Origin of the sequence: Parafannyhessea sp. LCP19S3_B1 (assembly GCF_052121955.1) — a bacterium.
Lineage (GTDB): Bacteria > Actinomycetota > Coriobacteriia > Coriobacteriales > Atopobiaceae > Parafannyhessea.
In genome coordinates this window covers 1-25807 of sequence record NZ_JBQKDH010000006.1, presented here as the reverse complement: position 1 = coordinate 25807, position 25807 = coordinate 1, and the positions used below count along the sequence as shown (strand labels likewise).

Below are 25807 nucleotides of genomic sequence, written 5' to 3'. Positions count from 1 at the left end.
CCGCGGCGCCGGCGCCCCCGCCCGCTACTCGTTAACGTGCACGTGGGGCCGGCCGGCGTACCCGTGGAAGTCGCCCATGTACACAAAGTAGTCCGCCAGCTCGTCCGCAAGCGACTGGTCATGCGTCGCCACCACCAGCGTCTTGCCGGCGCGCTTCAGCTGCTTCAGAAATCCCAGCAGCCACTCCTGCGTGCGGGCGTCCAGCGCGGCCATCGGCTCGTCCAGGCACAGCACCTCGGGGTTCATGGCCAGAACGCTCGCGATGGCCACCTTCTTCTTCTCCCCGCCAGAGAGGTTGTACGGCGCGCGCCCGCGCAGGTGGGCGATTCCCAAAAGCCCCAGGCAGTCGTCCACGCGCCCGGCGACCTCCTTCGCGGAGAGCCCCATCTGGGACGGCCCAAACGCCACCTCGTCCTCCACGCTCGCCGTGAAGAGCATGCTGTCGCTGTCCTGGAAGATGAACCCCACGCGCTGGTGCAGCCGGCGGCTGAACCCCGGGTCGCGCATGGATGTGGCGTCCACCAGCTGACCGTCAAAGCGGTACGTCCCCACCTGCGGGTGGATCAGCCCGCTCATCGCGCGCAGCAGCGTGGACTTCCCCGACCCGTTGTCGCCCATCAGCACCACGGAGTCGCCCGCGTCGATCTCAAGGTCGATGTGGCGCAGCACGGGCACGTCGTCGTAGGCAAAGCAGAAGTCGTCAAAGCGCATAAGCGACGGCCGCGCGTCCGTGGCGTGCGGATGGTGGAGGCTCTGTGGGTGAACGTCAGGATGCATCTAGACCAGTCCCTGCAGATAGAAGAAGAGGGCGAGAAGAGCGGCCGCTCCCAGCAGCCACGCGCAGTCAACCGCGCGCTGGTGCGGGCGGGGGCGCTCGGGCGTCACGTCATAGGAGCCGTCGAAGCCGCGGCAGGCCATCGCGTCCGCCGTCTCGGCCGCGGACCTGCCGGCCTTCAGCAGGAGCACGCCGCCCACGCCGCCTATGGAAGACCTCTTGTCGTGGTCGCGCCCCACGCTCCTCAGGCGAAGCGCGCACAGCACCTCGGTCGCCACGCGGCCCAGGTCCACTATGCTGCGCAGCGCAAGGTCGAGCGTCAGCACGGCCGTGGCCGGCACGCGCAGCGTGCGCAGGGCGCGAGTGAGCTCGCCCGCGGCCGTGGTGAGCGTCACCTCCATGGCGACGGTGGTCGTCACCAGCACCTTCGTGCCCAGCAGCACCGCGGAGTGCGCCTGCCCCAAAAGCGTCGCGGGCAGCATCACCGCAAACGTGAGCGCGGACGCGACCCCGGCGACGGCGGCCGTGCGCCTCAGCGCCCGCGCGGGCAACAGCGCGGCGCGCGCAAGGGCGAGCGCCAGCACCACCAGCACGAAGGCGTAGTTGCGGCAGAGAGAGGTCAGCAGGATCGTCGCAAGGCCCAGCAGAAGCTTCAGCGGGGCGGAGGGGCTCAGCGGCCCGTCGCGCCCGTCGTCCAGGCGCATGCGCGCGAGCACCCCCGTCATGCCCAGCAGGCTCTTCGTCACGAAGCTTCCCCGCTCGCGCGGGGGCTCGTACGCCTCGTCGCGCATGAGCCACGCGGGGAGACCCGCGCGCTCCGCTCCGCGCCCGTCGCCCTCGCTAGCCATCGCGGCGCGGCCCAAAGTCCACGTGGGAGGGGGCCTGTGCCCCAAGCAGCCTGAACGCAACGAGCAGCGCGGCCACGCCGACCGCGGCGCTCAGCACATAGCCCAGCCACGCCGGCAGCGCGCCCAGCGAGTAGTCCGGCATGAGCGACGCCCACTCCCAGCCGTGCGCCATGCCGGCGGGGGTGTACCCCACCCGCGCGGCAAGGTCGCCCACGGACCACTCGCCCCAGGCGTCGCCCGTCGCCAGAAGCCCAAGCGGCGTCAGCACGGCAAGCGCCGCCACCAGGGCGAGCACGGGACGCGCCGCGCGCGCCGGGGCAACCCGCGCGTCGTCGCCCGCAAGGCTCCCCAGGCCAAAGTCCGGGGCCACCCTCCGCACGAACGCCAGGATGCCGACGGTGAACACCACCTCCGCTGCGCCCCACACGGTCAGGTGCCCCGCGAGCATGGCCGGAACAGAGACCCACAGCGGGTACGGGCAGTACAGGGCGCGTCCCGCCGCGTCCGAAAACAGCAGCGGCTGCACGCCAAACTCGATGGCCGCGCACAGGGCGGCGGCGTTGATGCCCACGTAGGAGCCCACGCCGGCCGCGACGAGCTCGCGCCCAAGGCCCGTGCCCGCGGCGTCGCTGTGCCGTTCCTCTCGCCCGCGCAGCAGGCCGTACACGGCATACCCGCACATCGGCAGCACAAACGCCATGTTGAAGCAGTTCGCCGGCAGCGCCAGGATGCCCCCGTCGCCAAACATGACCGCCTGTATCGCCAGCGCCATGCTTATGGCCAAGGTCGCCGTCCACGGCCCAAACAGGATTGCCACCAGCGTCCCCGCAACGGCGTGGCCGGTGGTGCCGCCGGGTAGCGGGATGTTGAACATCATCGCCAGAAAGCAGAACGCCGCGGCCACCCCCACGAGCGGCATCTTCTGCCGCGGCACCTCCTCGCGCACGTGGCGTGCGGCGCGCATCCACAGGGGCACCATGGCAACGGCAAACACGCCGCAGGTGGACGGGCTCAGGTAGTTCTCCGGAATGTGCATGACGCTCCTTCGGGGCGGGCGGTTGCAAAGGGCTGCTGGTGTCGCGCGGTGCGCGTTAGGCCATTCTAGCGCGAGTGACGGCCGCGCGGGTATCATGGGGTGCGAGTGCCGTCCCCGTCCGGCCCGCCCCAAAAGGAAGTCCGCATGGCCCCAAACGTCGCGCCGGCGCTACCTCAGCGCGCGCGTCGCGTTCAGCACGCACAGCACCATGACGCCCACGTCGCCAAAGACCGCAAGCCACATGGGGGCCAGGCCCACGGCGGCCAGCGCCAGTATCGCGACCTTCACTGCCACCGCGAACACGATGTTCTGGCGGGCAATCCGCAGCGTGCGCCGGGCGATGCGCATGGCGACGGCCACGTTCGACGGCTTGTCGTCCATCAGCACCACGTCCGCGGCCTCGATGGCGGCGTCAGACCCCATGGCGCCCATGGCAATGCCCACGTCCGCGCGGGCAAGCACGGGGGCGTCGTTTATGCCGTCGCCCACAAACGCAAGGGTCGCGTCCTCCTCGCGGGAGTCCATCAGGCCCTCCACCTGGTCGAGCTTGTCCTCGGGCAGAAGCTCGGCGTGGAACTCGTCGATGCCAAGCTCGCGCGCCACCATCTCTGCCGTCACCTCGCGGTCGCCCGTCAGCATGACGGTGCGGCGCACGCCCAGCTCCCTCAGCGCGCGGATGGCCTCCGCCGCGTCCGGCTTCACCTCGTCCGCAACGTGCACGTGCCCGGCGTACGCGCCGTCCACGGCAACGTGCACCACCGATCCGCCCAGCGTGTGGCAGGTCTCCGGCGTGGCACCTACCTCGCGCATCAGGGCGGCGTTGCCCACGGCCACGCGATGCCCGTTCACCGTCGCAACCACGCCGTGGCCGGCCTCCTCCGTCACGTCGCTCACGACGCAGTCGTCATCGTCCAGCGGAAACGCCAGCCTGAGCGCCGCCGCGATCGGGTGGGTGGAGTTCGCCTCCACGTGCGCGGCCAGGTGCAAAAGCTCCTCGTCCGCCATGTTTGACGGGTGCACCTGCGTCACCTTGAACGTCCCCTTCGTGAGCGTGCCCGTCTTGTCGAACACCACGGTCTGCGCCTTCGCGAGCGCCTCCAGGTAGTTGGAGCCCTTCACCAGGATGCCGCGGCGCGACGCCCCGCCGATCCCGCCAAAGAACGTCAGCGGTACCGAAAGCACCAGCGCGCACGGGCAGCTCACCACCAAAAACGTGAGTGCGCGCAGCACCCACGTGGGAAGCGCCGCCGCAAAGTCGGGCGAGAAGATCGGCGGCACCAGCGCGACGGCCATGGCCAGGTACACCACGACCGGGGTGTACACCCGCGCAAAGCGCTTGATGAAGTTCTCGGAGCGCGACTTGCTGCGGCTCGCGTTCTGCACCAGGTCGATGATCCTGCTTGCCGTGGACTCGCCAAAGCCCCTCGTCACGCGCACGCGCAGAAGCCCCGTCAGGTTCACGCAGCCGGACGCCACGTCGTCTCCCACGCCGGCGTCGCGCGGCACGCTCTCGCCGGTCAGGGCCACGGTGTCAAGGCTCGTCTGGCCCTCGATCACAACGCCGTCCAGCGCGATCTTCTCGCCCGGGCGCACCACCATCACGTCACCCACCGCAACGTCGTTGGGGTCTGCGGCCACGACCTCGCCGTCGCGCTCCACGTACGCCACGTCGGGGCGAATCTGCATCAGCTCGCGGATGGAGCGGCGCGAGCTTTCCTGTGCCATGCCCTCGAACAGCTCTCCCACCTGGAAGAAGAGCATCACGAACACCGCTTCCGCAAACTGTGGCTCGCCGCCCGGCACAAAGCCAATGAGCAGCGCGCCCAGCGTCGCGACGGACATGAGGAAGTCCTCGTCAAACGGGCGGCGCTTCGCGATGGACTCCGCGGCCTCGCGCAGCACGCCCCAGCCCGCCACCAGGTAGGCGGGCAGGTAGGTGACGAGCTGGGCCCACAGCGGCAGCGCGGCCGCGCGGTTTACGACGACGGCCACCACCAGAAGCACCGCGGACGCGCAGATCTTCTTCCGCAGGACGGAGGGGTCATCGTCGTCATCGTCGTCATCGCTGTCGACGTCGGCATCGCCCGAGCAGCAGCCGCACGACGCGTCGCGCTCGGCCTCGTCTTCGTCGCGGTGGCGGCAGGAATCGTCCTTTGTGGAAGAGCAGCACTTGCAGGACATGGCACATCCTTCCTCGCAGTGCGCGCGGGTGTCGCGCACAAGACTTGAACACATGAGCAGACATTCATAACTACTGGTGAAAGTGTTGCATCTACCCGTTCGGTTGTCAAGTTCGGCAAGGTGAGAAGCACCGTATGACGGCGTGCGGCACCGCGGGCGCTACAGGGGGAGGGAGCCGTCCTTCTCGGCCCCGAGCTCCTCCAGAAAGTCGCGCACCACGAAGTCCAGCGCCTCGCGGCACCGCCCGCAGCCCGTGCCCGCGCCCGTGGCGGCCGACACCTCTTCCGCCGTGGTGGCGCCGGCGCGCATGGCCGCCATGATGTCCGCGTACGTCACGTCGCGGCAGTTGCAGAACGTCTTCGTCATCTTCATGCGGGCTCCCGTCCGTCGCGTGCCTGGCGCGCCGGGCCCCTGCGGCTGGCGCGTGGTTGGGGACATGATAGCGAACGCAGCCGCGGACGGGCGGCGGCAAATCGTGCGGAGGTATTCCGCAGGGTGGGATTCGTGTCGCCCGGCTGCGTTAGACTCATTCAGGACAAACAAGAGGCTGGAGGAGAAGTACATGCCCCAAGACGTGCAACAATCGCTCTTTTCGCTGATGGGAGGCCCTGCGGGCCAGGGCTCGCCCGCGCCTGCGCCGGAGGAGGTGCCGCTCGACGCTTACGGCGACGTGACCGCGCAGGACGGCGTGTCAGACGGCGCCGCCTGGGCACCCGCGGACTACGTTCCCGCCGACGGTCCCGCGCCCGTACCCCAGGCGCCCGCGCGCCCGAGCGTCGACCTGGACGGCCTCAACCCCGCGCAGCGCAGGGCGGCGGAGTGCACGCGCGGCCCGCTTCTGGTGCTTGCCGGCGCGGGCTCTGGTAAGACGCGCGTGCTCACGTACCGCATCGCCCACATGATCGCGGACGAGGGCGTGCGCCCGTGGCAGGTGCTGGCCATCACGTTCACCAACAAGGCCGCGGCCGAGATGCGCGAGCGCCTGGGCAAGGTGCTGCCCGGCGGCACGCGCGGCATGTGGATCTGCACGTTCCACGCCATGTGCGTGCGCATGCTGCGCGAGGACGCCGACCTTCTGGGCTATAAGCCAAACTTCACGATCTACGACGACGACGACTCGAAGCGCCTGGTCAAGAGCATCATGAGCGACCTCGACCTCGACTCGAAGCAGTGCCCGCTGCCGGCGGTGCGCTCCAAGATAAGCCAGGCGAAGAACGCCCTCGTGTCTGCGGAGGAGATGTCCTCGCAGGCGCAGTCGCCCGTGGAGCGCGCGGCGGCCCGCGTGTACGCGGAGCTCGACCGGCGCCTGGCCCGCGCGAACGCGATGGACTTCGACGACCTGCTGGTAAAGACGTTCGAGCTCCTGAGCAAGGAGCCGGAGGTGCTCGACCGCTACCAGGAGCGCTTCCGCCAGATCAGCGTGGACGAGTACCAGGACACGAACGCCGTGCAGTACGCGATCACGAACCTGCTTGCGAAGAAGTACCGCAACCTCATGGTCGTGGGCGACGACGACCAGTCCATCTATAGCTGGCGTGGCGCGGACATCAAGAACATCCTGAGCTTCCGCAAGGACTACCCGGACGCCGAGGTGGTGAAGCTTGAGCAGAACTACCGCTCGACCGGCCACATCCTGAACGCCGCGAACGCCGTGGTGCGCAACAACTCGCGCCGCGAGCAGAAGCGCCTGTTCACGGACCGCGGCGACGGCGAGAAGATCGAGGTGTTCCAGGCCGCGGACGAGCGCGACGAGGGGCGCTGGATCGGCAGCGAGATAGAGAAGCTGCACGACCGCGGCACGAGCTACGACGACGTCGCCGTGTTCTATCGCACGAACGCGCAGTCGCGCACGCTCGAGGACATGTTCCTGCGCGCGGGCGTGCCGTACAAGATCGTGGGCGGCACGCGCTTCTTCGACCGCGCGGAGATCCGCGACGTTATGGCCTACCTCAAGCTGGTCGTGAACCCGGACGACGACGTCAGCGCGCTGCGCGTCATCAACACGCCGCGCCGCGGGCTGGGGACGACGTCCGTCAACCGCATCCGCGCCTATGCCGCCGAGCGGGGGATATCGTTCTTCTCGGCCGCGGAGGCGTGCGTCACGGAGCCGGGCGTCCTGAGCGCGAAGGCCAGGAACGCGCTCGCCGGCTTCACGAACGCGATCGAGGCGGCGCGCCACTTTGACGGCGACCTGGCGGACGTGGTGCAGATGATCATCGACCGCACCGGGCTGATCCAGGCACTCGAGGCGGAGCAGACCATGGAGGCCGACGGCAGGGTAGAGAACATCAAGGAGTTCTTTGGCGTCGCGCAGGAGTTCGACGAGACGCACGAGGACGCGGCGGCGACGCTCGAGAGCCTGGAGCAGCTGCGCGAGGCCGGCGCGCTCGACGGTGGCGCGGCCGCTGCGCCGGCGGCGGGGGCAGCGGCGCAGGGCGCGGGCGTTCAGGGCGCGGGCGGACTTCCGCCGGTGGCGGCCGAGAAGCTCCCCGCGTTCATGGAGTGGCTGGCCCTGAGGAGTGACCTCGACTCGCTTGCGGGGCAGTCGAGCGCCATCACGATGATGACGATCCACTCCGCCAAGGGCCTGGAGTTTCCCGTGGTGTTCGTGGCCGGCATGGAGGAGGGCATCTTCCCGCACCGCGCGCACGAGGGCGACGCGGAGTCCATCGAGGAGGAGCGCCGCCTTGCGTACGTGGCCATCACGCGCGCGGAGAAGCGGCTGTACCTGACGTACGCCGTGACGCGCCGCATGTTTGGCTCCGTGCAGACGAACCCGCGCAGCCGCTTCCTGAACGAGATCCCGCCCGAGGACGTGAACGCCATCGGCGTGGGGTCGTCCGGCTTCAGCGGCGTGGGATGGGAGAAGCGCGGCGACCGCCACGGCACGTACGGATCGGGTCGCGGCTCCGAGGTGTACGGCGGCCACGTGTTCGGCAGCCACACGCGCTCGACCGGCGGCGCGCGTCCGAGCGGCACCGCGGCCCCCAGCTGGCCGGGTCGCCCGATTGGCGGTGCGTCCGCGGGCATGGGGGCAGGCTCTTCTCGCCCGGCGGCGGCAGCGCCCGTGCGCGACCGCAAGAAGGCGGAGGAGACGTTTGCTCCCGGTGACCAGGTGTCGCACAAGACGTTTGGGCCCGGCATCGTGAAGGAGGCCTCCGGCGACACCATCACCGTGTACTTCACGAGGACCGGCAAGACGAAGAAGCTTATGAAGGGCTTCGCGCCCATCGTGAAGATAGGCTAGCGGGAGGTTGCGATGGGTTGGGCAACGGTTGTGTGGAAGGTCGTGTACCTGGCCGTGGCCGCCGTGGTGACGCTTGTGGTTGACCGCGGCGTCACCCGCGTGGCCAGGCGCGTGCTGGACGCGTCCTCCATACCGTCCGCGTCGATCTTCGTGAACATCATCCGCGGCGTAATCTGGGCGTTTGGGCTGCTGAGTGTGCTGGAGCCCGTGTTTGGCATCAAGGCGACGGCGTTCGTGGCCGCCTTGGGCGTCACGTCCGTCGTGCTGTCGTTTGGCCTGCAGGACACGGTATCGAACGTGTTCAGCGGGCTGGGGCTCATGCTGGGCAAGGTGGTGCAGCCGGGCGACTACGTGTCCGTTGGCGGGTTCGAGGGCTTCGTGACGGACGTGAACTGGCGCAGCACCATCGTGCGCGACCGTCTGGGAAACGACCAGGTCATCCCCAACAGCGTGCTGAACAAGACCGCGTTCACGCGCAAGGGGGCCTCGTCGCTGGGCTGCTGTGGCGTGGACGTGCTGGTGCGCCCCGACGCGGACCTTACGAGCGTGAGCGAGGAGGTCAGGCGCCTGGCGACGGAGGCCTTGGGCGAGCTTGCGGACGACGCGTTCGAGGTTGGCGTGACGTTTTCCGGCTTCGACGCGTACGGCACCCGCGGCACGGTGTGGCTGCACGTGAGGCCGGACGTGGCGTTTGGCACGGCTCAGGACCGCGTCACGCGCGTGCTGCAGGGAAGGCCGTGGCTGGCGGACGCGGCAGGCGCGCGGGAGTAAAAAGCGAGGGCCGCGGGGCGCGCTTCGCGGCAGATGGGGAGAGAACATGAAACTTGGAATCATTGGCGCCATGGACGTCGAGGTGGAGCACCTGCGTGGCAAGGTGGTCGACCCCACGCGCGTGAAGGTGGCCGGCATGGCGTTTGACGACGGCACGATTGGCGGCACGCCGGTGACCGTGGTGAAGTGCGGCGTGGGCAAGGTGGACGCCGCGGTATGCGCCCAGGTGCTCATCGAGCGCTTTGGCGCGGAAGCCATCATCAACACCGGCGTCGCGGGATCGCTGGACGCGCGCCTGAACATAGGCGACGTGCTGGTGTCCACGGACGCCGTGCACCATGACGTGGACGCGACGAACTTTGGCTACGCGCCCGGCGAGGTGCCGAGCCTGGGCATCACGTACTTTCCTGCGGACGAGCGCCTGCGCAAGGCCGCCGAGGACGCCGTGCGCGCCGTGGCACCGGACGTGGCGTGCGTGGAGGGACGCGTGGCGTCCGGCGACCAGTTTGTGCGCACGCAGGGCGAGAAGGACCGCATCCGCACGACGTTTGGCGCGAGCTGCGTCGAGATGGAGGGTGCGAGCATCGCCCAGACCGCGTGGCTGAACGACGTGCCGTACGTGATCGTGCGCGCCATAAGCGACAAGGCGGACGGGACCGCCGAGGTGGAGTACCCCGTGTTCGAGGCGCAGGCGGCCGAGCACTGCGCGAAGATCGTGAGCCACATGGTGGCGCACCTGTCGTAGGCGCGCCGGTCGGCCCCGTGCCTTGGGGTGAGACGCTACGCGTAGTTGAGCGCGGTCTCCAGCGAGGCCTCCATCATGTTGGTGAAGCTCTTCTCGCGCTCGTCCGCGCTCAGCGACTCGCCCGTGAAGAACGTGTCCGACACGGACAGGATGGACACGGCCTTCTTGTGGCTGGTCTGGGCCTCGATGTAGAGGCCCGCCGTCTCCATCTCGACGCAGAGCAGGCCGAGGTCGCGGTAGCGAACGGGCGCGTCCTCGCGCGGGTTGTAGAACACGTCGGAGCTCACGACCTGGCCCACCTGGTAGCCGAAGCCCAGGCGCTCGCACGCCGCGACGGCGTCGCGCAGCATGTCCCAGCTCGAGGTGGGGGCCAGCTTGACGGGGGAGTCGTACAGGCTCGCGATGGAGGAGTTTGTGGCCGCGCTCTGCGCGATCACGATGTCGCCGGCATGGAGGTCGTCCTGCAGGCCGCCCGTGGTGCCCACGCGGATGATGGCGTCCACGCCGACCTGCGTGTACAGCTCGTGCGCGTACAGGCACATGCTGGGGATGCCCATGCCAGAGCCCATGACGCTCACGCGCTTGCCCTTGTACGTGCCCGTGTAGCCCAGCATGTTGCGGACGTCGTTGAACAGGACGGGCGACTCGAGGTAGTGCTCCGCGATGAACTTGGCGCGCAGCGGGTCGCCGGGCATGAGGACGACCTTCGCGACGTCTTCCTTGTTGCAGCGGATGCAGGCTGATGCGGTCTCGAACATGGGGATTCCCTTCGCTTGTGGATGATGGTTGCGTGCTGGCCGGGCGGTCGCTACTCAAAGAGCGCCGCGAGGCTCTGGGTGTACGGGGGACGGCAGATGCCCTTCTCGGTCACGATGGCCGTGATGAGGTCGTGGTCCGTCACGTCGAACGCGGGGTTGTAGCACTTGACCTCGGGCAGCGCCTTCGGCTCCGCGTAGAACATGGTCTTGATCTCTTCGGGGTCGCGCTGCTCTATCTTGATGTCGTCGCCGGTGGGGCAGCCGCGGTCGATGGTGGACGTGGGTCCCAGCACGTAGAACGGGATGCCGTAGTGCCTTGCCAGTATCGCGACGCCCGAGGTGCCGATCTTGTTCGCGGCGTCGCCGTTCATGGCGACGCGGTCGCAGCCGACCATGCACGCCTGCACCCAGCCGTTCTTCATCACGATGGACGCCATGTTGTCGCAGATGAGCGTGACGTCGATCCCGGCGCGGTAAAGCTCGTAGCTCGTGAGACGCGCGCCCTGCAGCAGCGGCCGCGTCTCGTCTGCGAACACGTGCACGCGCTTGCCGTGGTCGTGCGCGTAGTACAGCGGCCCCTGGCCCGTGCCGTAGCCCAGGCACGCGAGCGGACCGGCGTTGCAGTGCGTGAGCACGCCGTCCCCGTCCTTGAGCAGGCTCGCGCCCAGGCGGCTGATCTCCTCTGACATCGCGAGGTCCTCGCGGTGGATGGCGACGGCCTCCTTGCGGAGAAGCGCCACGATGCCGCTTGGGTCCTCGCCCCTGTGCGCGAGCGTCACGCCGTGCATGCGGCCCAGCGCCCACGAGAGGTTCACCGCCGTGGGGCGCGAGGAGTTGAGGTAGGCGCGCTGGCGCTCCATGGCAGAGGCGAACTCGTCGTAGCCCACGCCGCGCGCGGCCTCCTGTCGGGCGAGCACGTAGTAGCAGTAGCCGGCGCACACGCCGATGGCCGGCGCGCCGCGCACCTTCAGCTGGAAGATGGCGTCGTACATGTCCTTCGCGTCCGCGAGCTCCAGGTACTCCAGCCTGTTGGGCAGAAGCGTCTGGTCGATTATCACGACCGCGCCCCCGTCCGCCCTCAGCTCCACCGCGTCCACGTTGGTGACGCCGCTCGTGGCGGCCTGCGTCGCGGCCGCCTCCGGCGTCTCCGGTTCTGGATCTTCCCCTGCCATGGTTGTCACACCCTTCTCGTCTGGTTCCGTCCTGTCCGGTCTGAATTGCTATGCGTTCGCGTCCGTGGCGCCTTCGCCTGCGTCGCCCGCTGCCGCGTCGTCGCGACGTGCCGCGCGGCGGCGATAGAATGCGCGCAGCCGCTCCAGGTGCGCGACGTCCTCCGGCGCAAGCGGCACGCCGCCGCCAAGGTCGTGCACGGCCTTGTAGATCTTCGCGCTGTGCTCGATCGTCTCCATGAGGTCGAACGCCGCCCAGACGTCGCCGCCCCAGGCGACCGCGCCGTGGTTGGCAAGCAGCACGCCGTTGTAATCGTGGACGAACGGCATGAGGCTGCGCGGCACCTCGTCGGTGGAGAGCATCGCGAAGTCGGTCACGGGTATCTTGCCGAAGTTGAGCACGAGCTCGGGCAGGTAGGGCTCCGCGAGCTCGTGGCGGCAGATGGCGAACGCCGTGGCGAAGACCGGGTGCGCGTGGACGACGGCGCGCACGTCCGGGCGGGCGCGGTACACGGCAAGGTGCATCTTGACCTCGGACGAGGGGAAGCGTCCGGACGCGTCGTCCGGAAGCACGTTGCCGTCCAGGTCGCAGCGCACGAGCATGCCCGGCTCCATGCGCCCCTTGCTCACGCCCGATGGCGTGACGATGACCTCGTTCTCGCCGACGCGCACGGAGATGTTGCCGTCGTTGGACGCGACGTAGCCGCGGTCGTACAGGAGCCTTCCAACCTCGCAGATGTCTGCACGCACGTCCTTGCCCATAGAGCCTCCCGGGATCTGTCGAGAAAAACGAGCGTGCCGGCGTGTGGGGGCGTCGGCACGCGTCAGCTTAGAAGTCGAGCTCGGCGTTCTGCACGCCCATGCCGGCCATCTCTGGGCCGGTGTGCACCAAGAGGTCTGCGGAGAGGTCGTGCCTCTGGACGCTCTCCACGTTGGGGACGGCCGCGCGCAGCTTTTGCTCGAGAGCGTCGTACAGGTCGCGCGTGGTGGAGGAGCAGCACACGGCGAGGCGGGCCCGCTTGTACTGGCGTGCCTTCTCCGCGACGAGCGAGACCATGGTGTCGAGCGCGCGGTCCCAGCCGCGGGCCTTCTTGGCGATGGTGTAGTAGCCCTCGTCGTCGCAGGTGAGGATCGGCTTGATGTTAAGCACGGAGCCGATGCGGTAGATGTGGCCGTTGATGCGGCCGCCCTTGTACAGGAAGTCGAGCGACTTGACCGCGAAGAACACGTTGGACTGCTGCGCGACGGAGTCGAGCCTGCTCTGGAGCTGCTCGAACGGCACGCCCGCCTCGACCATCTGCACGGCGCGCTCGACGACCATGCCCGCGACCATGCCGATGGAGCGCGTGTCCACCACGATGGTGGGGAAGTCCTCCATCTGGCCCGCAACCATGTGGGCGGTCTGGTTCGTGGCGGAGAGGGCACTCGCGATGGTGACGATGACTGCCTTCTGGTAGCCGTCGGCGCGTGCCTGCTCGAGCGTCGTCTGGATCTGGTGGGGGGAGGGGAGCGACGTCTTGGGGACCTCCGTCGCGAGGCGCCGAGTGACCTCGTCCGCCGTGATGTCTACGCCGCTCTGGAACGTGGTGCCGTCCGCGTAGTTGATGTGCAGCGGCATGACCCTCACGTCGTGCTCGCGGCAGAACTCAGCCGGGGTGTCCGTGCCAGAGTCGGTGATGACTGCGATGCGCTGGTCGTTCATGGTTTCCTCCGACATCCGGCGCAACCGCGCCTCCGTTTGGCCCCCTCGCGCGGGCCCCCTGCGCGCACCGCGCCGCGGCCTTCCGACGTGCGGCGTGCATGCACCTACTATAGTTCCCGTTTGCGCCCGCGCGCAAACAACGTCCCGGGAACCGCCATGGGGCCACGCTCTTCTCGCCCGGCGCACCTGCGTGCACGTGCGCGTTTGCGCCCGCGCCGGCCTCATGGGGCACGCCGCTTGCGGAAAGCCTTGGAGGAGCTTTGTTATCGGTGGCTGACCGGCGAGGGGGCAGCTGCGGGTAACGTATCTTTATGTATGTGGCCCGCGAGGCGCGGGTCGCGACCGTTGGCGTCGACCTCGAAGAGAAAGCGAACATGGTGCAGAGCAGAGCATCCAGGCCCGACAAGAAGACGAGCGATGCTAAGGGGAGGAGGCACGTGGTCCGCAAGAGCGTGATCATACGCGAGCCCGCGGTCGTGCGACGGCGCGACCAGAGGAACGCGCTCGAGAAGGTCACGTCGAACGGCACGATCGCCGCCGCCGTCATGGTCGGCGCGGCGCTGCTTGCCGTGATCGTCGCGAACTCCGGGGCGTACGAGGCGGTGCACCACTTCCTCGAGACGCCGCTCGAGCTCAGGATCGGCCCCGTCGTCGCGGGGATATCGTTCGAGGGGTTCGTGAACGACTTCCTGATGGCGCTGTTCTTCCTGCTCGTGGGCATCGAGCTGAAGTACGAGATGACCGTGGGGCAGCTGCGCAGGCCCCGCCAGGCGATGCTTCCCATGCTGGCCGCGGTGGGTGGCGTCGCGTTTCCCGCCATCATCTACCTGGCGTTCAACCATGCCGGCGCCCCGCATGGGTGGGCGATCCCAATTGCGACGGACATCGCGTTCGCGCTGGGCGTGATGTCGCTTCTGGGCGATCGCGTCGCCCCGGAGACGAAGGTGTTCTTCCAGACGCTCGCCATCGCGGACGACATCCTCGCGATCGTGGTGCTCGCGCTGTTCTACGGGCAGACGCCGGACATCGCGTGGATCGCCGCCTCGCTCATCGCGGTGCTGCTGCTGGCGGCGCTGTCCCGCGCCCGCGTGTACTCGGTCAAGCCGTATATGGTGGTGGGGCTGCTGCTGTGGGTGTGCATGTACAACAGCGGCATCCACGCCACGCTCGCCGGCGTCATACTGGCGTTCTTCCTGCCCGCGAAGTCCGACATCCGTCTGTCGAACCTTGGCGACTGGCTGCAGGAGAAGGCCGCGATGCTGGACGACGACTACGACGACGGCACGCACATCCTGGGTCAGCACGACTTCACGGCGTCCGCGAACCGCGTCGAGCGCATCATCCACAACGTCACCCCGCCGCTGCAGCGCGTGGAGCGCAACCTCTCCACCACGGTGAACTTCCTGATTCTGCCGCTGTTCGCGTTTACGAACGCGCAGGTGAGGCTCGTGGGCGTCGACCTTGGCAGCATCGTGCTCGACCCCGTGACCCAGGGCGTCTTCCTGGGTGCCGTGCTCGGAAAGCCGCTTGGCATCATCCTGGTGACGCTCCTGCTCGTGAAGATCGGCTTCGCGAGGCTTCCGCACAACGTGACGTGGGACCAGATAATCGCCGTCGGCATCATGGGCGGCATGGGGTTCACCATGTCTATCCTCATCGCGGGACTCGCGTTCCCGCAGGCGCATGAGATCCTTGCGGCCAAGTGCGCGATTCTTGCCGGTTCCGTCACGTCCGGCGTGCTGGGCATCGTCTTCGTGAGGGTGCACGACGCCATCGCCAACGGGTCGCTGCTGGGCTCGGACGACGAGGACGACGTCGAGGGCGAGATGCGGGACCAGGTGGAGGACATCGACTAACCGCTTCGATGGGCTCGGTGCTCGGATTGCGCCCTAACATATGCGATCGCGATTGCAGCAGAGGGGCTCCATTGCGTCGCCCTGGGTTCGCGTGCACCGCTACGCACGCACCCGGGGCGACGCAATGCACTAGCGGGGCCTACGACACGGTGCCGTGGGTGTATCCCCATCCATGCGCGGTGAGTATGGAGTTCAGCTGGTTGCAGAGTGCGTGGCGGCCATACCTGCCGCCGGGAAGGAGGTCTATCACCTCGAGCAGGTCCCCGCTCAGGTCGTCTATCTGCGCGCGCTCGATGGCGTCGAGCTTGCCCACCATGCGAGCGGGCTCGTCCTCGAAGAGCTCGTCGACCAGTCTCTGCAAGTCCCCGAACTCGGGTGCCTGGGCGCCGCCGAGCCACGTCTGTTCGCTCTTCTCCAAGGTCTCCGCCTCCGGTTGTCGGTGTCCTTCGCGACGCCCATAGGGTGAATGTGTCTTGCCATATTATTACTGTATATGACCGCGCACGCGCACGGGGATATACTCTCCTGTTAGTTACACACCTGAACCTAGGAGCCACCATGGCAAACATCTACCAGCAGATGGAATCAGAAGAGCTAGACAGCGCTATCGCGGAGCTCGAGCGCGAGGCGGCAGACCTCAAGGCACAGAACCTGGCGCTTGACATGGCGCGTGGCAAGCCCTCGCCGGAGCAGACGGCGCTCTCCCGCCCGATGCTGGACGTGCTCGACTCGTCCACGCTGCTCGTCGACGGCGCGGCAGCCGTGGACAACTACGGCACGCCGGAGGGCCTGCCCTCCGCCCGTCGCCTTGCCGCAGAGATCCTCGGCGTCGATGCGGAGAACGTCGTCGTCAGCGGGTCGTCGAGCCTGAACCTCATGCACGACCTCGTGACGCACGGCTTCACGAACGGCGTCGCAGGCAACAAGCCCTTCTACCAGCAGGGTGAGGTCAAGTGGCTCTGCCCGGCGCCCGGCTACGACCGCCACTTCAGCGTCACCGCGCACCTCGGCATCAAGAACGTGCCCATCCCCATGCTCGAGGACGGGCCTGACATGGACATGGTCCAGCGCCTCGTGGAGGGCGACCCCTCCGTCAAGGGCATCTGGTGCGTCCCGAAGTACGCAAACCCCACGGGCATCACGTACTCCGACGAGGTCGTCCGCCGCTTCGCGCAGCTCCAGCCCGCCGCGCCGGACTTCCGCATCTACTGGGACAACGCGTACTGCGTGCACGCCTTTGGCGAGAAGGACGACAACCTCCTCAACATCTTCGACGCGCTCGAGGAGGCCGGCAACACCGACCTCGTCTACGAGTTCGGCTCGACCGCGAAGGTCACCTTCCCCAGCTCGGGCATCGCGTTCGTCACGGCCAGCAAGGCCGACATCACGGAGGTCCGCAAGGCGTTCGCGGTCGAGCGCGTGAGCTCCGAGAAGTTCTCCCAGCTGGCGCACGTGCTCTTCCTGAAGGACCTCGACGGCGTCAAGGCGCACATGCGCAAGCACGCCGCGATCGTCGGCCCCCGCTTCGCGCTTGTGGAGCAGAAGCTGACGGACGGCCTCGGCCAGACCGGCGTCGCCACGTGGACCCATCCGCACGGCGGCTACTTCGTCTCGTTCGACGGCCCCAAGGGCTCGGCGCGCAAGATCGTCGCCCTCATGGCCGAGCTCGGCGTCAAGCTCACGCCGGCTGGTGCCACCTGGCCGTACGGGGACGACCCGAACGACTCCAACATCCGCATCGCGCCGACCTACCCCTCGCTCGAGGATCTCGGCAAGGCGCTGGACGTCTTCGTGGTCGCGGTGAGGCTCGTGTCCGCGAGGCTTGCGCGCGAGTCGCGTGCCTAGCGGCGCAACTCGCTTCTCTCGCACACAGAACGGCCATTAGTTTCTGTAGAATGGGCAATTGCGTCCGCCCACGGGCGTCGGTCTGTCTCGCCCGCGCCGCGAGGCGTGGTTGTCGAAAGGGTTCGTTCGATGTCTAGCTCGGGAAAGCACAACAGCAAGCGTCTCGCACGCGCAAAGGTCAAGCCTACGGAGGATTCCGTCACGGGCGAGAAGGACCCCCGTCCCTCCTCCAAGAAGAAGACCCCGGCGCAGGCCAGGGCCGATCGCAAGAAGCGCGTCACGACCATCGCGATCGTCGTCTTCGCCGTCATCATGGCCATCTCCATGATGATGCCGTCCTGCTCGGCGATCGTCGGCAACAACCAGGCGGGCGAGAGCGCCAAGGAGGAGAGCTCCTCGTCTGCCAAGGACGACTCCTCAAGCTCTTCCGCAAAGGACGACTCCAGCTCCTCGAGCACGAAGGCGACCTCGACGTCGGACTCCCTCAAGAAGCTCGACTCCTCGTACGAGGAGTCGCTCGCGTCCCTCCAGAAGCGCCTCAAGAAGAACCCCAAGGACCTCGCCGCCCTGCTGAACCTTGGCAACGGCTACATGTCCTGGGGCTACCAGGCCGCGTCGCTTTCCACGACCGACGCCGAGAAGGCACATGTGAAAGACATCCTCGGCAAGGCGATCGACTACTTCGACCAGTACCTTCAGCTGAACGACTCCGACACGGTGAAGGTGAACCGCGCGCTCTGCCAGTTCTACCAGGGCGACACCGACGCCGCGCTCCAGGCGCTGCAGAAGGTGACGGAGGACTCGCCCAAGTTCCCGCTCGGCTGGGCGAACCTTGGCATGGTGTACGAGTCCAAGGGCCAGACGGGCAACGCGCAGGCTGCGTACAAGAAGGCCGAGAAGACGGACCCGAAGGACAGCTACGGTGCCAAGTCGTTCGCGGAGCAGCGGCTCTCTGCCATCGAGTCCGCGGCGAGCTCCTCTGCAAGCGGATCGAGCTCCACGACGAACACCACGTCCGGCACCTCGGGTCAGGGACTCTCCGGTGCCCTCGGCGGCCTGGGGCTTTCCGGCTCGGGCAACTAAGAGAAGGAAACGAATCACATGGAAATCTTGACTACCAAGGCCGAAAACGGCCGCAAGGTGCAGGTTGCGGGCGAGGTGGACGTTTCGAACGCCTCCAAGCTCCGCGACGCCATCGACGAGCTCCTCGCCGAGGGGGTGCCGTCCGTCGACGTAGACCTCTCCCAGGTCAGCTACATCGACTCGACCGGCATCGGCGTCCTCGTGGGTGCGGTGCACCGCGCCCACGACGCGGGCCTCTCGCTCGTCGTCTCGAACCCGCAGCGCAACGTTGCCCGCGTGCTCGACATGCTGGGCGTCAGCGGCGAGCTCGGGATAGAGGCCTAGTTCTTCTCGTCCGCGACGACGCACTTGGAGGTGTGCTTGCGTGTTTGGTATTGGTGAGACGGAGCTCGCCCTGATCTTGATCTTCGCGTTCCTGATCTTTGGGCCCGACAAGCTCCCTGGCATGGGCAGGACCATCGGTCGCATGCTCAGGCAGTTCCGCGAGGCCCAGGAGGGATTTACCGAGGTCGTCCAGACCGAGGTCATGGACCCGCTCAACAACGCGATGAACGAGCCCCAGACGGAGGACGAGAAGAAGCGCAGCTCCGCGCGGGCTGCCGCGATGGACGAGGACGCGGACATCGAGTCCGGCGCGGACGGGGCGGCCCCCAGGCGCGAGACGTTCGCCGAGCGCCGCGAGAGGCTGGCGCGCGAGCGTGCCGCCGCGGAGCAGGAGGCGGCGACGGACGCGGACTCCGCGGGCGAGAAGGGCGCGGACTCCGATTCCGACGTCGACTCCGACTCGGACGTCGACGCACCCCAGGCAGCCGCGGGCGAGAAGGGCGAGGAGCCTTCCTCCGAGTCCGCCGCCCCCGCCAGGAGCGTTGCGTCGCTGTACGCCATGAAGGGCACGCGCAAGGCGAGGCCCGTCGCAAGACCGGCGGACGAGGATGACGGCTCCGATGCCGATAGCGATGCCGACGCGAGCGTCGACTCCGATGCCGACGTCGACGCGGACTCTGACGCCGACGCGACGCCCGTCGCGAAGGGAGGGGAGGACTAATGCCCATCGGACCAGCGCGCATGCCGCTCATGGATCACCTGGGAGAGCTCAGGCGCCGACTCACCATCATCGTCGTCTCGCTCGCGATCACGGCGGTCGTGCTCTACAACGCGACGCCCGTCCTCATCGAGTTCATCATGAACCCCATCCGCGCGGCGCTTCCGCACGGTGCCAAGCTCACGGTTCTCACCGTGCTGGGCGGCTTCACGATCCGCTTCAAGGTCGCGGTCTTCTTTGGCGCCATCGTATGCTCGCCCATCATCATCTGGGAGGTCATGGCGTTCTTCCTTCCCGCGCTCAAGAAGAACGAGCGCAAGTGGGTCATCCCGACGGTCGCGGCCATGGTCATCCTGTTCTACCTGGGCATGGCCTTCTGCTACCTCATCATCCAGAACGCTGCCGTCGGCTGGATGATCGACCAGTCGCGCGACTTCGCCAACGTCATGGCCAACGCGGAGGACTACATCAACATCATGATGCTGCTGGAGATCGGCTTCGGCATCGCGTTCCAGCTGCCGCTCGTGATCTTCTACCTCTCCGTGCTGCACCTCGTGCCGTACAAGACGTTCCGGTCGCAGTGGCGCTACATCTACGTGGGCCTCATGGTCCTGTCGGCCGTCGTCACGCCCGACGCCTCGCCCGTCACCATGATCCTCATGTTCGCCGCGCTCATCGGGCTGTACGAGGTCGCGCTCGCCATCGCCCGCTACGTGCTCGTCGCCCGCGACGGCAAGGAGTCCCTCAAGTGGACGCGCGAGGAGTACCAGGAGCACAAGTACGAGGAAGAGATGTCGAAGCTCTAGCGCGTCGCGCGCAACGGGGAGCCAGACGCTGATAATCTAGTGTTTTGCCACTACTGACCGACCGATGGGCGCCGCAAGGCGCCTTTCGGGTATAACGGCAAGACGCGTGCACGCAAAATCGTCCGTGCGCGCCGCAAGCAAGGAACTCGAAACCGGGGGATAGATTGAAGCTCGTTGTTACCGAGAAGAACGATGCCGCCCAGCAGATAGCCCGCCTCCTCTCCACGGCTGGCAAGCCGGAGGCCGGCAAGGTGTACGACACTCCCGTCTACCGCTTCAAGCACGACGGGGAGGAGTGGGTCACCATAGGCCTGCGCGGTCACATCATGGCGCCCGACTTCGCCCACGAGCTGCACTACAGCAAGAAGGAGGGCTGGTGGGCCGTCACGGCCGAGGGCGAGGTCATCCCCGCACACATCCCGGACGACCTTCCGCGCCCGCCGTACGATACCAAGCGCAAGCCGTTCCTAAAGGACGGGATCGACATCAAGGGCTGGAAGGTGCCGAGCCTGCCGTACCTCGTGTGGGCCCCCATCGAGAAGGTCCCCGCCGAGAAGGGCATCATCCGCTCGCTCAAGAACCTCGCCGCAAAGGCGGACTCCATCGTGATCGGCACGGACTTCGACCGCGAGGGCGAGCTCATAGGCTCCGACGCGCTGCGCCAGATGCGCGAGGTCGCGCCGGACACGCCCGTGTCGCGCGCCCGCTACTCCGCGTTCACGAAGGCCGAGATCGACCATGCGTTCGCGAACCTGGTCGACCTCGACCAGGACCTCGCGGACGCCGGCGAGTCGCGCCAGTACATCGACCTCATCTGGGGCGCCGTGCTCACGCGCTATCTCACGATGGCGCGCTTCAGCGGGCTGGGACACGTGCGCTCCGCCGGCCGCGTCCAGACGCCCACGCTCGCCCTCGTGGTGCAGAAGGAGCGCGAGCGCCAGGCGTTCGTGCCGGAGGACTACTGGGTGATCTCGGGCAGGATGGCGCCTGCGGGCGACGCGGACGACGCCCACTCGTTCAAGGCGACCCACGCCACGGCGCGCTTCAAGGAGAAGGCCGCGGCGGACCTTGCCTGGAGCCACGTCCGGGACGCCACCACGGCCACGGTCACGAACGTGGAGCGCAAGAGCCGCACCACGAGGCCGCCCGCGCCGTTCAACACCACGTCGCTCCAGACCGCCGCGGCGGCGGAGGGCATCAGCCCGGCGCGCGCCATGCGCCTCGCGGAGTCGCTGTACATGGACGGCCTCATCTCGTACCCGCGCGTCGACAACACGGTGTATCCCAAGTCGCTCGACCTGCGCGATTGCGTGCGGACGCTCGCCCAGGTGCCAAACTACCGCCCGGTATGCAACGACCTTCTCGCCCTTCCCAAGCTCACGGCGACGCGCGGCAAGCAGGAGACCACGGACCACCCGCCCATCTATCCCACGGCGGCCGCCGACCCCGACCGCCTGGACGGTGCCGCGTGGAAGCTGTACAACCTCATCGCGCGGCGCTTCCTGGCGACGCTCATGGAGCCGTCCGTGAGCGAGAGCACCAAGTTCAGCTTCGACGTGAACGGCGAGCCGTTTGTCGCGTCCGGCACGGTGCTGGTGAAGCCGGGCTTCCGCCGCGCCTACCCGTTTGGCCTGCGCAAGGACGAGCAGCTGCCGCAGCTTGCCGTGGGCGACTCGTGCGACGTGAGCGACATGGCGCTCGAGGCGAAGCAGACGGAGCCGCCGGCGCGCTACAGCCAGGGCCGTCTGATCCAGGAGATGGAGAAGTGCAACCTGGGCACCAAGTCCACGCGCGCGAGCATCATCCAGCGCCTGTACGACGTGAAGTACCTGAAGAACGACCCCGTGGAGCCCAGCCAGCTTGGCATTGCCGTCATCGAGGCGCTCACGGAGTACGCGCCGCACATCACGAGCCCGGACATGACGGCCGAGCTCGAGAGCGACATGACGGAGGTCGCGCGCGGCGAGGAGACCCAGACCGAGGTCGTGGACCACTCGCGCGCGCTTCTGGCGAGCATGGTGGGGCCGCTCATCGAGCACAAGGACGACCTGGGCGAGGCTATCGCGGACGCGGTCACGGCTGACGCGAAGGTGGGCGTCTGCCCCAAGTGCGGCAAGGACCTGGTCATGAAGACCTCCGCGAAGAACCACTCCAGCTTCATAGGCTGCATGGGCTGGCCGGACTGCGACGTGACGTACCCGGTGCCCAAGGGCCGCGTGCAGGCCATAGAGGGCGAGAAGGGCGTGTGCCCCGTGTGCCACGCCCCGCGCGTGAAGGTGCAGCCGTTCCGTCAGCGCGCGTACGAGATCTGCGTGAACCCGGCGTGCCCCACGAACCGCGAACCGGACGTGGTGGTGGGCGAGTGCGCGGCGTGCGCCGCGGCCGGCCGCCACGGCGACCTGGTGGCCCACAAGAGCGAGCGCACGGGCAAGCGCTTCATACGCTGCACGAACTACGACGAGTGCGGCACGAGCTACCCGCTGCCCCAGCGCGGCGAGCTGCACGCGACGGGCGAGGTGTGCCCGGAGTGCGGCGCGCCCATCGTGGAGGTGGTGACGCAGCGCGGCCCGTGGCGCATCTGCGTGAACATGGACTGCCCCGGCAGGAAGAAGAAGGAGGACGCGAAGGCCGCGCGCGGAACGAAGCGCTCCGCCACGAAGAAGTCTGCCACGAAGAAGGCGCCTGCGAAGAAGACGGCCGCCGCGGACTTTGAGGGCTAGGGGTGCAAGGCATGGCTGACGCCCAGACCAACGCCACGCCCACGACCCGGCGCGGCACGTTCGTCTCGCTCGAGGGAATCGACGGCTGCGGAAAGTCCACGCAGGCGGCGCTTCTGGCCGACCGCCTGGAGGCGGCCGGCCACGAGGTGGTGCGCCTGCGCGAGCCGGGAGGCACCGCCATAAGCGAGAAGATCAGAAAGATCCTGCTCGACCCTGCGAACGGGGCGATGGCGGACGAGTGCGAGCTGCTGCTGTACGAGGCCAGCCGCGCACAGCTGGTGCGCGAGGTGATCGCGCCGGCGCTCGCGCGCGGGGCCGTCGTGGTGTGCGACCGCTACCTGGACTCCACGTACGCCTACCAGGCGGGTGGGCGCGGGCTCGACGCGGCGCTCGTCACGCGTTGCAACGAGCTTGGCTCGTGCGGCGTTGTGCCGGACCGCACGCTGGTGCTGGACCTCTGCTGCGAGGACGCCCTGGCGCGCGCGACGGCCGGCGGGGCTGACCGCCTGGAGCAGGAGGGCATGCGCTTTCAGGAGCGCGTGCGGGCGGCGTACCTGCGGCTTGCGAAGGCGGAGCCCGAGCGCGTGCGCGTGGTGGACGCCGCCGGCCCGGTCGAGGACGTGGCGGCGCGCGTGGACGCGGCGCTTCGGGGCGTGGTCGCGACGCCGCTCGGGCGCGGGGACGCGGGGGCGGTCCATGAGTAGCGGTTCCGCGAGGCCGGGCGCGCCGGCCGTTCCGAAGGTGCTGGCGGGACTTGCCCAGCAGCCGAGGGTGCAGGAGTTTCTCGCCGCGGCGATAGACGAGGGCAGGCTGAGCCACGCGTACCTGTTTGTGGGCGCGCCGGGCTCGGGCATGCTCGAGGCTGCGTACGCCGTGGCCCAGGCGCGCGTCTGCCCGAACGGGGGCGACGGCACGTGCGACGAGTGCATTCGCGTGGCGCACCGCACGCACCCGGACGTGCACTACCTGAGCCCGCAGAGCGTGACGGGCTACCTCGTGGGGCAGATCCGCGAGCTCATCGCGGACGTGGCGCTGGCGCCCATCCGCGCGGCCGGCAAGGTCTACATTCTGGACAATGCTGGGCTTCTGCGCGGCGCCGCGGCAAACGCGCTGCTCAAGACCCTCGAGGAGCCGCCCGAGGGCGTCATGTTCATCCTGATCGCGCGCTCGGCGGCGTCCGTGCTGCCAACCATCGTTTCGCGCTGCCAGCAGATCCCGTTCCAGATCGTGAGCCCGGGGGCGGCGGAGCACGCCGTGGAGCTCATGAGCGGCATCGGCGGGGCGGAGGCGCGCATCGCGCTGGCCGTGACCCACACGCCGGAGGCGGCGGCGCAGTTCTTGGCGTCGTCGGGCCGGCGCGAGGCGCGGCGCCTGGTGGTGCGCACGCTGGGCGAGCTCGCGCGCGACGACTCGTGGGACGTGCTGACATCCGCCCGACGCATCGTGGAGGCGGCCCGCGCGCCTCTTGCGGACGTGAAGAGCGAGCAGGAGGCGGCGCTTGGCGAGAGCGCGGACTACCTTGGCAAGGCGGCCATGCGCCAGGTGGAGGACTCCAACAAGCGCGAGCTCACCGCGCGCGAGCGTTCGGGTATGATGGAGACGATCGCCGCGGCGGACTCCCTCCTGAGGGACGTGCTGCTGCGCTGCGAGGGCGTCGGCGAGCCCATCGTGAACGAGGACGCCGCCGACATCGTGGACCGGCTTGCCGCCGGCACCACCACCGAGGGGGTCGTGCGCGCGCTTTCGGCAACCAGCCGTGCCGCGGACGACATATCCCATAACGTGACACCCCAGCTGGCCATCGAGGTCATGCTGCTTGGCGTGAAGGAGGCACTCTCATGCCCACCGTACTAGCGGTGAAGTTCAAATATGCGGCCCACGACCTGTGGTTCGACCCGGGAAGGACCGGCGCCCAGGAGGGCGACCACGTCATCTGCACCACGGAGCGCGGCCAGGAGATCGGCCTTGCGACCATGGACGCGCAGGAGGTCACCCCGGAGCGCCTGCGCGAGGTGATAGGCGAGGCCGGCAGGCTCCAGCCCGTGGTGCGCGTCGCGACCGACCAGGACCTCGCGCGCGCGGACATGCTGGCGCAGCGCGGGGACGAGGCGTTCCCCACGTTCAGCAGGCTCGCGCACGAGTCCGGGCTCGACATGAAGCCCGTGGGCGTCGAGTACCTGTTTGGCGGCGGCAAGGTCGTGTGCTACTTCTCGGCGGAGGACCGCGTGGACTTCCGTCAGCTGGTGCGCGACCTCTCGCGCGAGCTGCACGAGCGCGTGGACATGCGCCAGATCGGCGTGCGCGAGGAGGCCGCCATCGTGGGCGGCTTCGGCCACTGCGGCCAGGAGCTGTGCTGCACGCGCTTTGGCAGGCGCTTCGAGCCGGTATCGATCCGCATGGCGAAGGAGCAGGACCTGCCCCTCAACTCGTCCAAGATCTCCGGCGCGTGCGGTCGCCTCATGTGCTGCCTGCGCTACGAGTTCGAGGCGTACCGCGACTTCAAGAGCCGCGCGCCCAAGCGCAACGCCGTGATCGACACACCCCTGGGCAAGGCGAAGATCGTTGAGTACGACACCCCGAAGGAGCAGCTCTGCCTGCGCCTCGAGAACGGCAAGCAGGTCCGCGTCGCCCTCGCGGACATGGAGGCGTCGCCGGCCGCGCACAAGAAGAGCGAGGAGCTGGGCTGCGCCTGCCGCCCCGACACCGTGACCCGCTCCGCGCTCGAGAAGCTGCAGTCCCCCGAGGTGCAGATGGCCCTGGCGGAGCTCGACCGCAAGAACGGCGTCGCCCCCGCGGAGACGTACGACGACTCCGACATCTTCGTCGAGGCGCGGCCGCGCCGTCGCCGCCGCTCCGGAGGACAGGCGCAGGGCCCCGCCGCCGATGCCGCCCAGCACTCGCGTCCCAAGCACGCGAAGCCCGCGTCGGAGGCGCCCGCGGACGCGGCCGCCGAGAAGCCGTCGCGCCGTCGCCGCCGCAAGAAGGCGGCGGAGGGCGAGGCGCGGTCCCAGGACGGCGCTCCACGGGGCGAGCGTCGCCAGGGCGAGAAGGACGCGGCCTCCCAGGCCCCGACCCGCTCGGGCGGCATGCACCGCCGCCGTCACCACCACGCGGCCGAGGGCGACGCCCCGTCCCAGGACGGAAGGGGCCAGTCCCGCGCGGACGGCCAGGCTCGTCCCCAGAGGCAGCGGGGAGGGGCGCCAAAGGCAGAGGGCGGCAAGCG

At 68.4% G+C, this 25807-nt stretch carries 23 protein-coding genes; 13 read left to right on the top strand and 10 right to left on the bottom strand.

Features of this window, described 5'->3' with window-relative positions; all coding sequences use genetic code 11:
• Positions 1–24 precede the first annotated feature (24 nt).
• From ACTQWE_RS04060 to ACTQWE_RS04040, 5 genes are all read right to left on the bottom strand, one after another.
• Positions 25–777, bottom strand: a complete 753-nt coding sequence (locus ACTQWE_RS04060; protein ID WP_441855812.1) for an energy-coupling factor ABC transporter ATP-binding protein — start codon at positions 775–777, stop codon at positions 25–27.
• Positions 778–1623 (bottom strand): energy-coupling factor transporter transmembrane component T, encoded by an 846-nt coding sequence (locus tag ACTQWE_RS04055; protein ID WP_441855810.1) that lies wholly within the window; start codon positions 1621–1623, stop codon positions 778–780. It abuts the gene before it with no gap.
• On the bottom strand, positions 1616–2659 hold the full coding sequence (gene cbiM, locus ACTQWE_RS04050) for a cobalt transporter CbiM (RefSeq protein WP_441855808.1): 1044 nt from the start codon (positions 2657–2659) through the stop codon (positions 1616–1618). The genes ACTQWE_RS04055 and cbiM overlap by 8 nt, the downstream gene beginning before the upstream one ends.
• Positions 2660–2827: 168 nt before the next feature.
• A complete protein-coding gene (locus tag ACTQWE_RS04045; RefSeq protein WP_441855806.1) occupies positions 2828–4840 on the bottom strand; it encodes a heavy metal translocating P-type ATPase in 2013 nt (670 codons plus the stop codon).
• Positions 4841–4999: 159 nt separating this feature from the next.
• A complete protein-coding gene (locus tag ACTQWE_RS04040; RefSeq protein WP_157692194.1) occupies positions 5000–5212 on the bottom strand; it encodes a (2Fe-2S)-binding protein in 213 nt (70 codons plus the stop codon).
• Between the two features lie 190 nt (positions 5213–5402).
• On the opposite strand from ACTQWE_RS04040, the gene ACTQWE_RS04035 reads away from it, so the two are divergent.
• Genes ACTQWE_RS04035 through ACTQWE_RS04025 form a run of 3 tightly spaced genes read left to right on the top strand, consistent with a single transcriptional unit; the run spans position 5403 to position 9603 of the window.
• Positions 5403–8087 (top strand): ATP-dependent helicase, encoded by a 2685-nt coding sequence (locus tag ACTQWE_RS04035; RefSeq protein ID WP_441855804.1) that lies wholly within the window; start codon positions 5403–5405, stop codon positions 8085–8087.
• Positions 8088–8099: 12 nt separating this feature from the next.
• A complete protein-coding gene (locus ACTQWE_RS04030; RefSeq protein WP_304137563.1) occupies positions 8100–8858 on the top strand; it encodes a mechanosensitive ion channel family protein in 759 nt (252 codons plus the stop codon).
• A 46-nt stretch (positions 8859–8904) separates the two neighbouring features.
• A complete protein-coding gene (locus ACTQWE_RS04025) occupies positions 8905–9603 on the top strand; it encodes a 5'-methylthioadenosine/adenosylhomocysteine nucleosidase (protein ID WP_090846384.1) in 699 nt (232 codons plus the stop codon).
• A 35-nt stretch (positions 9604–9638) separates the two neighbouring features.
• Here ACTQWE_RS04025 and deoD read toward each other — a convergent pair whose 3' ends face one another.
• The 4 genes from deoD to ACTQWE_RS04005 form a co-directional block, all read right to left on the bottom strand.
• The gene (gene deoD, locus ACTQWE_RS04020) at positions 9639–10361 is read right to left on the bottom strand and encodes a purine-nucleoside phosphorylase (RefSeq protein WP_441855801.1); all 723 of its coding nucleotides are present in this window, start codon (positions 10359–10361) and stop codon (positions 9639–9641) included.
• Positions 10362–10411: 50 nt separating this feature from the next.
• The gene (gene mtnA, locus ACTQWE_RS04015) at positions 10412–11533 is read right to left on the bottom strand and encodes an S-methyl-5-thioribose-1-phosphate isomerase (RefSeq protein ID WP_441855800.1); all 1122 of its coding nucleotides are present in this window, start codon (positions 11531–11533) and stop codon (positions 10412–10414) included.
• A 48-nt stretch (positions 11534–11581) separates the two neighbouring features.
• Positions 11582–12292, bottom strand: a complete 711-nt coding sequence (locus ACTQWE_RS04010) for a class II aldolase/adducin family protein (protein ID WP_170103136.1) — start codon at positions 12290–12292, stop codon at positions 11582–11584.
• A gap of 67 nt (positions 12293–12359) precedes the next feature.
• Positions 12360–13232 carry a DegV family protein gene (locus ACTQWE_RS04005; protein ID WP_441855798.1) on the bottom strand — a complete coding sequence of 291 codons (873 nt, stop codon included), beginning with the start codon at positions 13230–13232 and terminating at the stop codon, positions 12360–12362.
• 374 nt (positions 13233–13606) lie between these two features.
• On the opposite strand from ACTQWE_RS04005, the gene nhaA reads away from it, so the two are divergent.
• A complete protein-coding gene (gene nhaA, locus ACTQWE_RS04000; RefSeq protein ID WP_441855797.1) occupies positions 13607–15088 on the top strand; it encodes a Na+/H+ antiporter NhaA in 1482 nt (493 codons plus the stop codon).
• Between the two features lie 139 nt (positions 15089–15227).
• Here the strand turns inward: nhaA and ACTQWE_RS03995 are convergent, their stop codons facing one another.
• Positions 15228–15506 (bottom strand): hypothetical protein, encoded by a 279-nt coding sequence (locus tag ACTQWE_RS03995; RefSeq protein ID WP_441855795.1) that lies wholly within the window; start codon positions 15504–15506, stop codon positions 15228–15230.
• Positions 15507–15646: 140 nt separating this feature from the next.
• Between ACTQWE_RS03995 and ACTQWE_RS03990 the strand changes: the two genes are divergently transcribed.
• The 9 genes from ACTQWE_RS03990 to ACTQWE_RS03950 form a co-directional block, all read left to right on the top strand.
• Positions 15647–16933 carry an aminotransferase gene (locus ACTQWE_RS03990; RefSeq protein ID WP_441855793.1) on the top strand — a complete coding sequence of 429 codons (1287 nt, stop codon included), beginning with the start codon at positions 15647–15649 and terminating at the stop codon, positions 16931–16933.
• Between the two features lie 129 nt (positions 16934–17062).
• Positions 17063–18016 (top strand): tetratricopeptide repeat protein, encoded by a 954-nt coding sequence (locus ACTQWE_RS03985; RefSeq protein WP_441921273.1) that lies wholly within the window; start codon positions 17063–17065, stop codon positions 18014–18016.
• Between the two features lie 18 nt (positions 18017–18034).
• Positions 18035–18340 carry an STAS domain-containing protein gene (locus ACTQWE_RS03980; protein ID WP_441921271.1) on the top strand — a complete coding sequence of 102 codons (306 nt, stop codon included), beginning with the start codon at positions 18035–18037 and terminating at the stop codon, positions 18338–18340.
• Between the two features lie 40 nt (positions 18341–18380).
• On the top strand, positions 18381–19061 hold the full coding sequence (locus ACTQWE_RS03975; protein ID WP_441855788.1) for a Sec-independent protein translocase subunit TatA/TatB: 681 nt from the start codon (positions 18381–18383) through the stop codon (positions 19059–19061).
• Positions 19061–19864: a twin-arginine translocase subunit TatC gene (gene tatC / locus ACTQWE_RS03970; RefSeq protein WP_441921269.1), complete on the top strand. Its 804-nt coding sequence runs from the start codon at positions 19061–19063 to the stop codon at positions 19862–19864. Before ACTQWE_RS03975 ends, tatC begins: the two co-directional genes overlap by 1 nt.
• Before the next feature lie 164 nt (positions 19865–20028).
• The gene (locus tag ACTQWE_RS03965; protein WP_441855784.1) at positions 20029–22584 is read left to right on the top strand and encodes a DNA topoisomerase I; all 2556 of its coding nucleotides are present in this window, start codon (positions 20029–20031) and stop codon (positions 22582–22584) included.
• Positions 22585–22595: 11 nt separating this feature from the next.
• Positions 22596–23288, top strand: coding sequence for a dTMP kinase (tmk, locus tag ACTQWE_RS03960; RefSeq protein WP_441921267.1), 693 nt, complete (start codon positions 22596–22598; stop codon positions 23286–23288).
• On the top strand, positions 23281–24438 hold the full coding sequence (locus ACTQWE_RS03955; RefSeq protein WP_441855780.1) for a DNA polymerase III subunit: 1158 nt from the start codon (positions 23281–23283) through the stop codon (positions 24436–24438). Before tmk ends, ACTQWE_RS03955 begins: the two co-directional genes overlap by 8 nt.
• A partial coding sequence (locus ACTQWE_RS03950; RefSeq protein ID WP_441921265.1) for a PSP1 domain-containing protein occupies positions 24423–25807 on the top strand: 1385 nt, incomplete at its 3' end. The genes ACTQWE_RS03955 and ACTQWE_RS03950, both read left to right, overlap by 16 nt.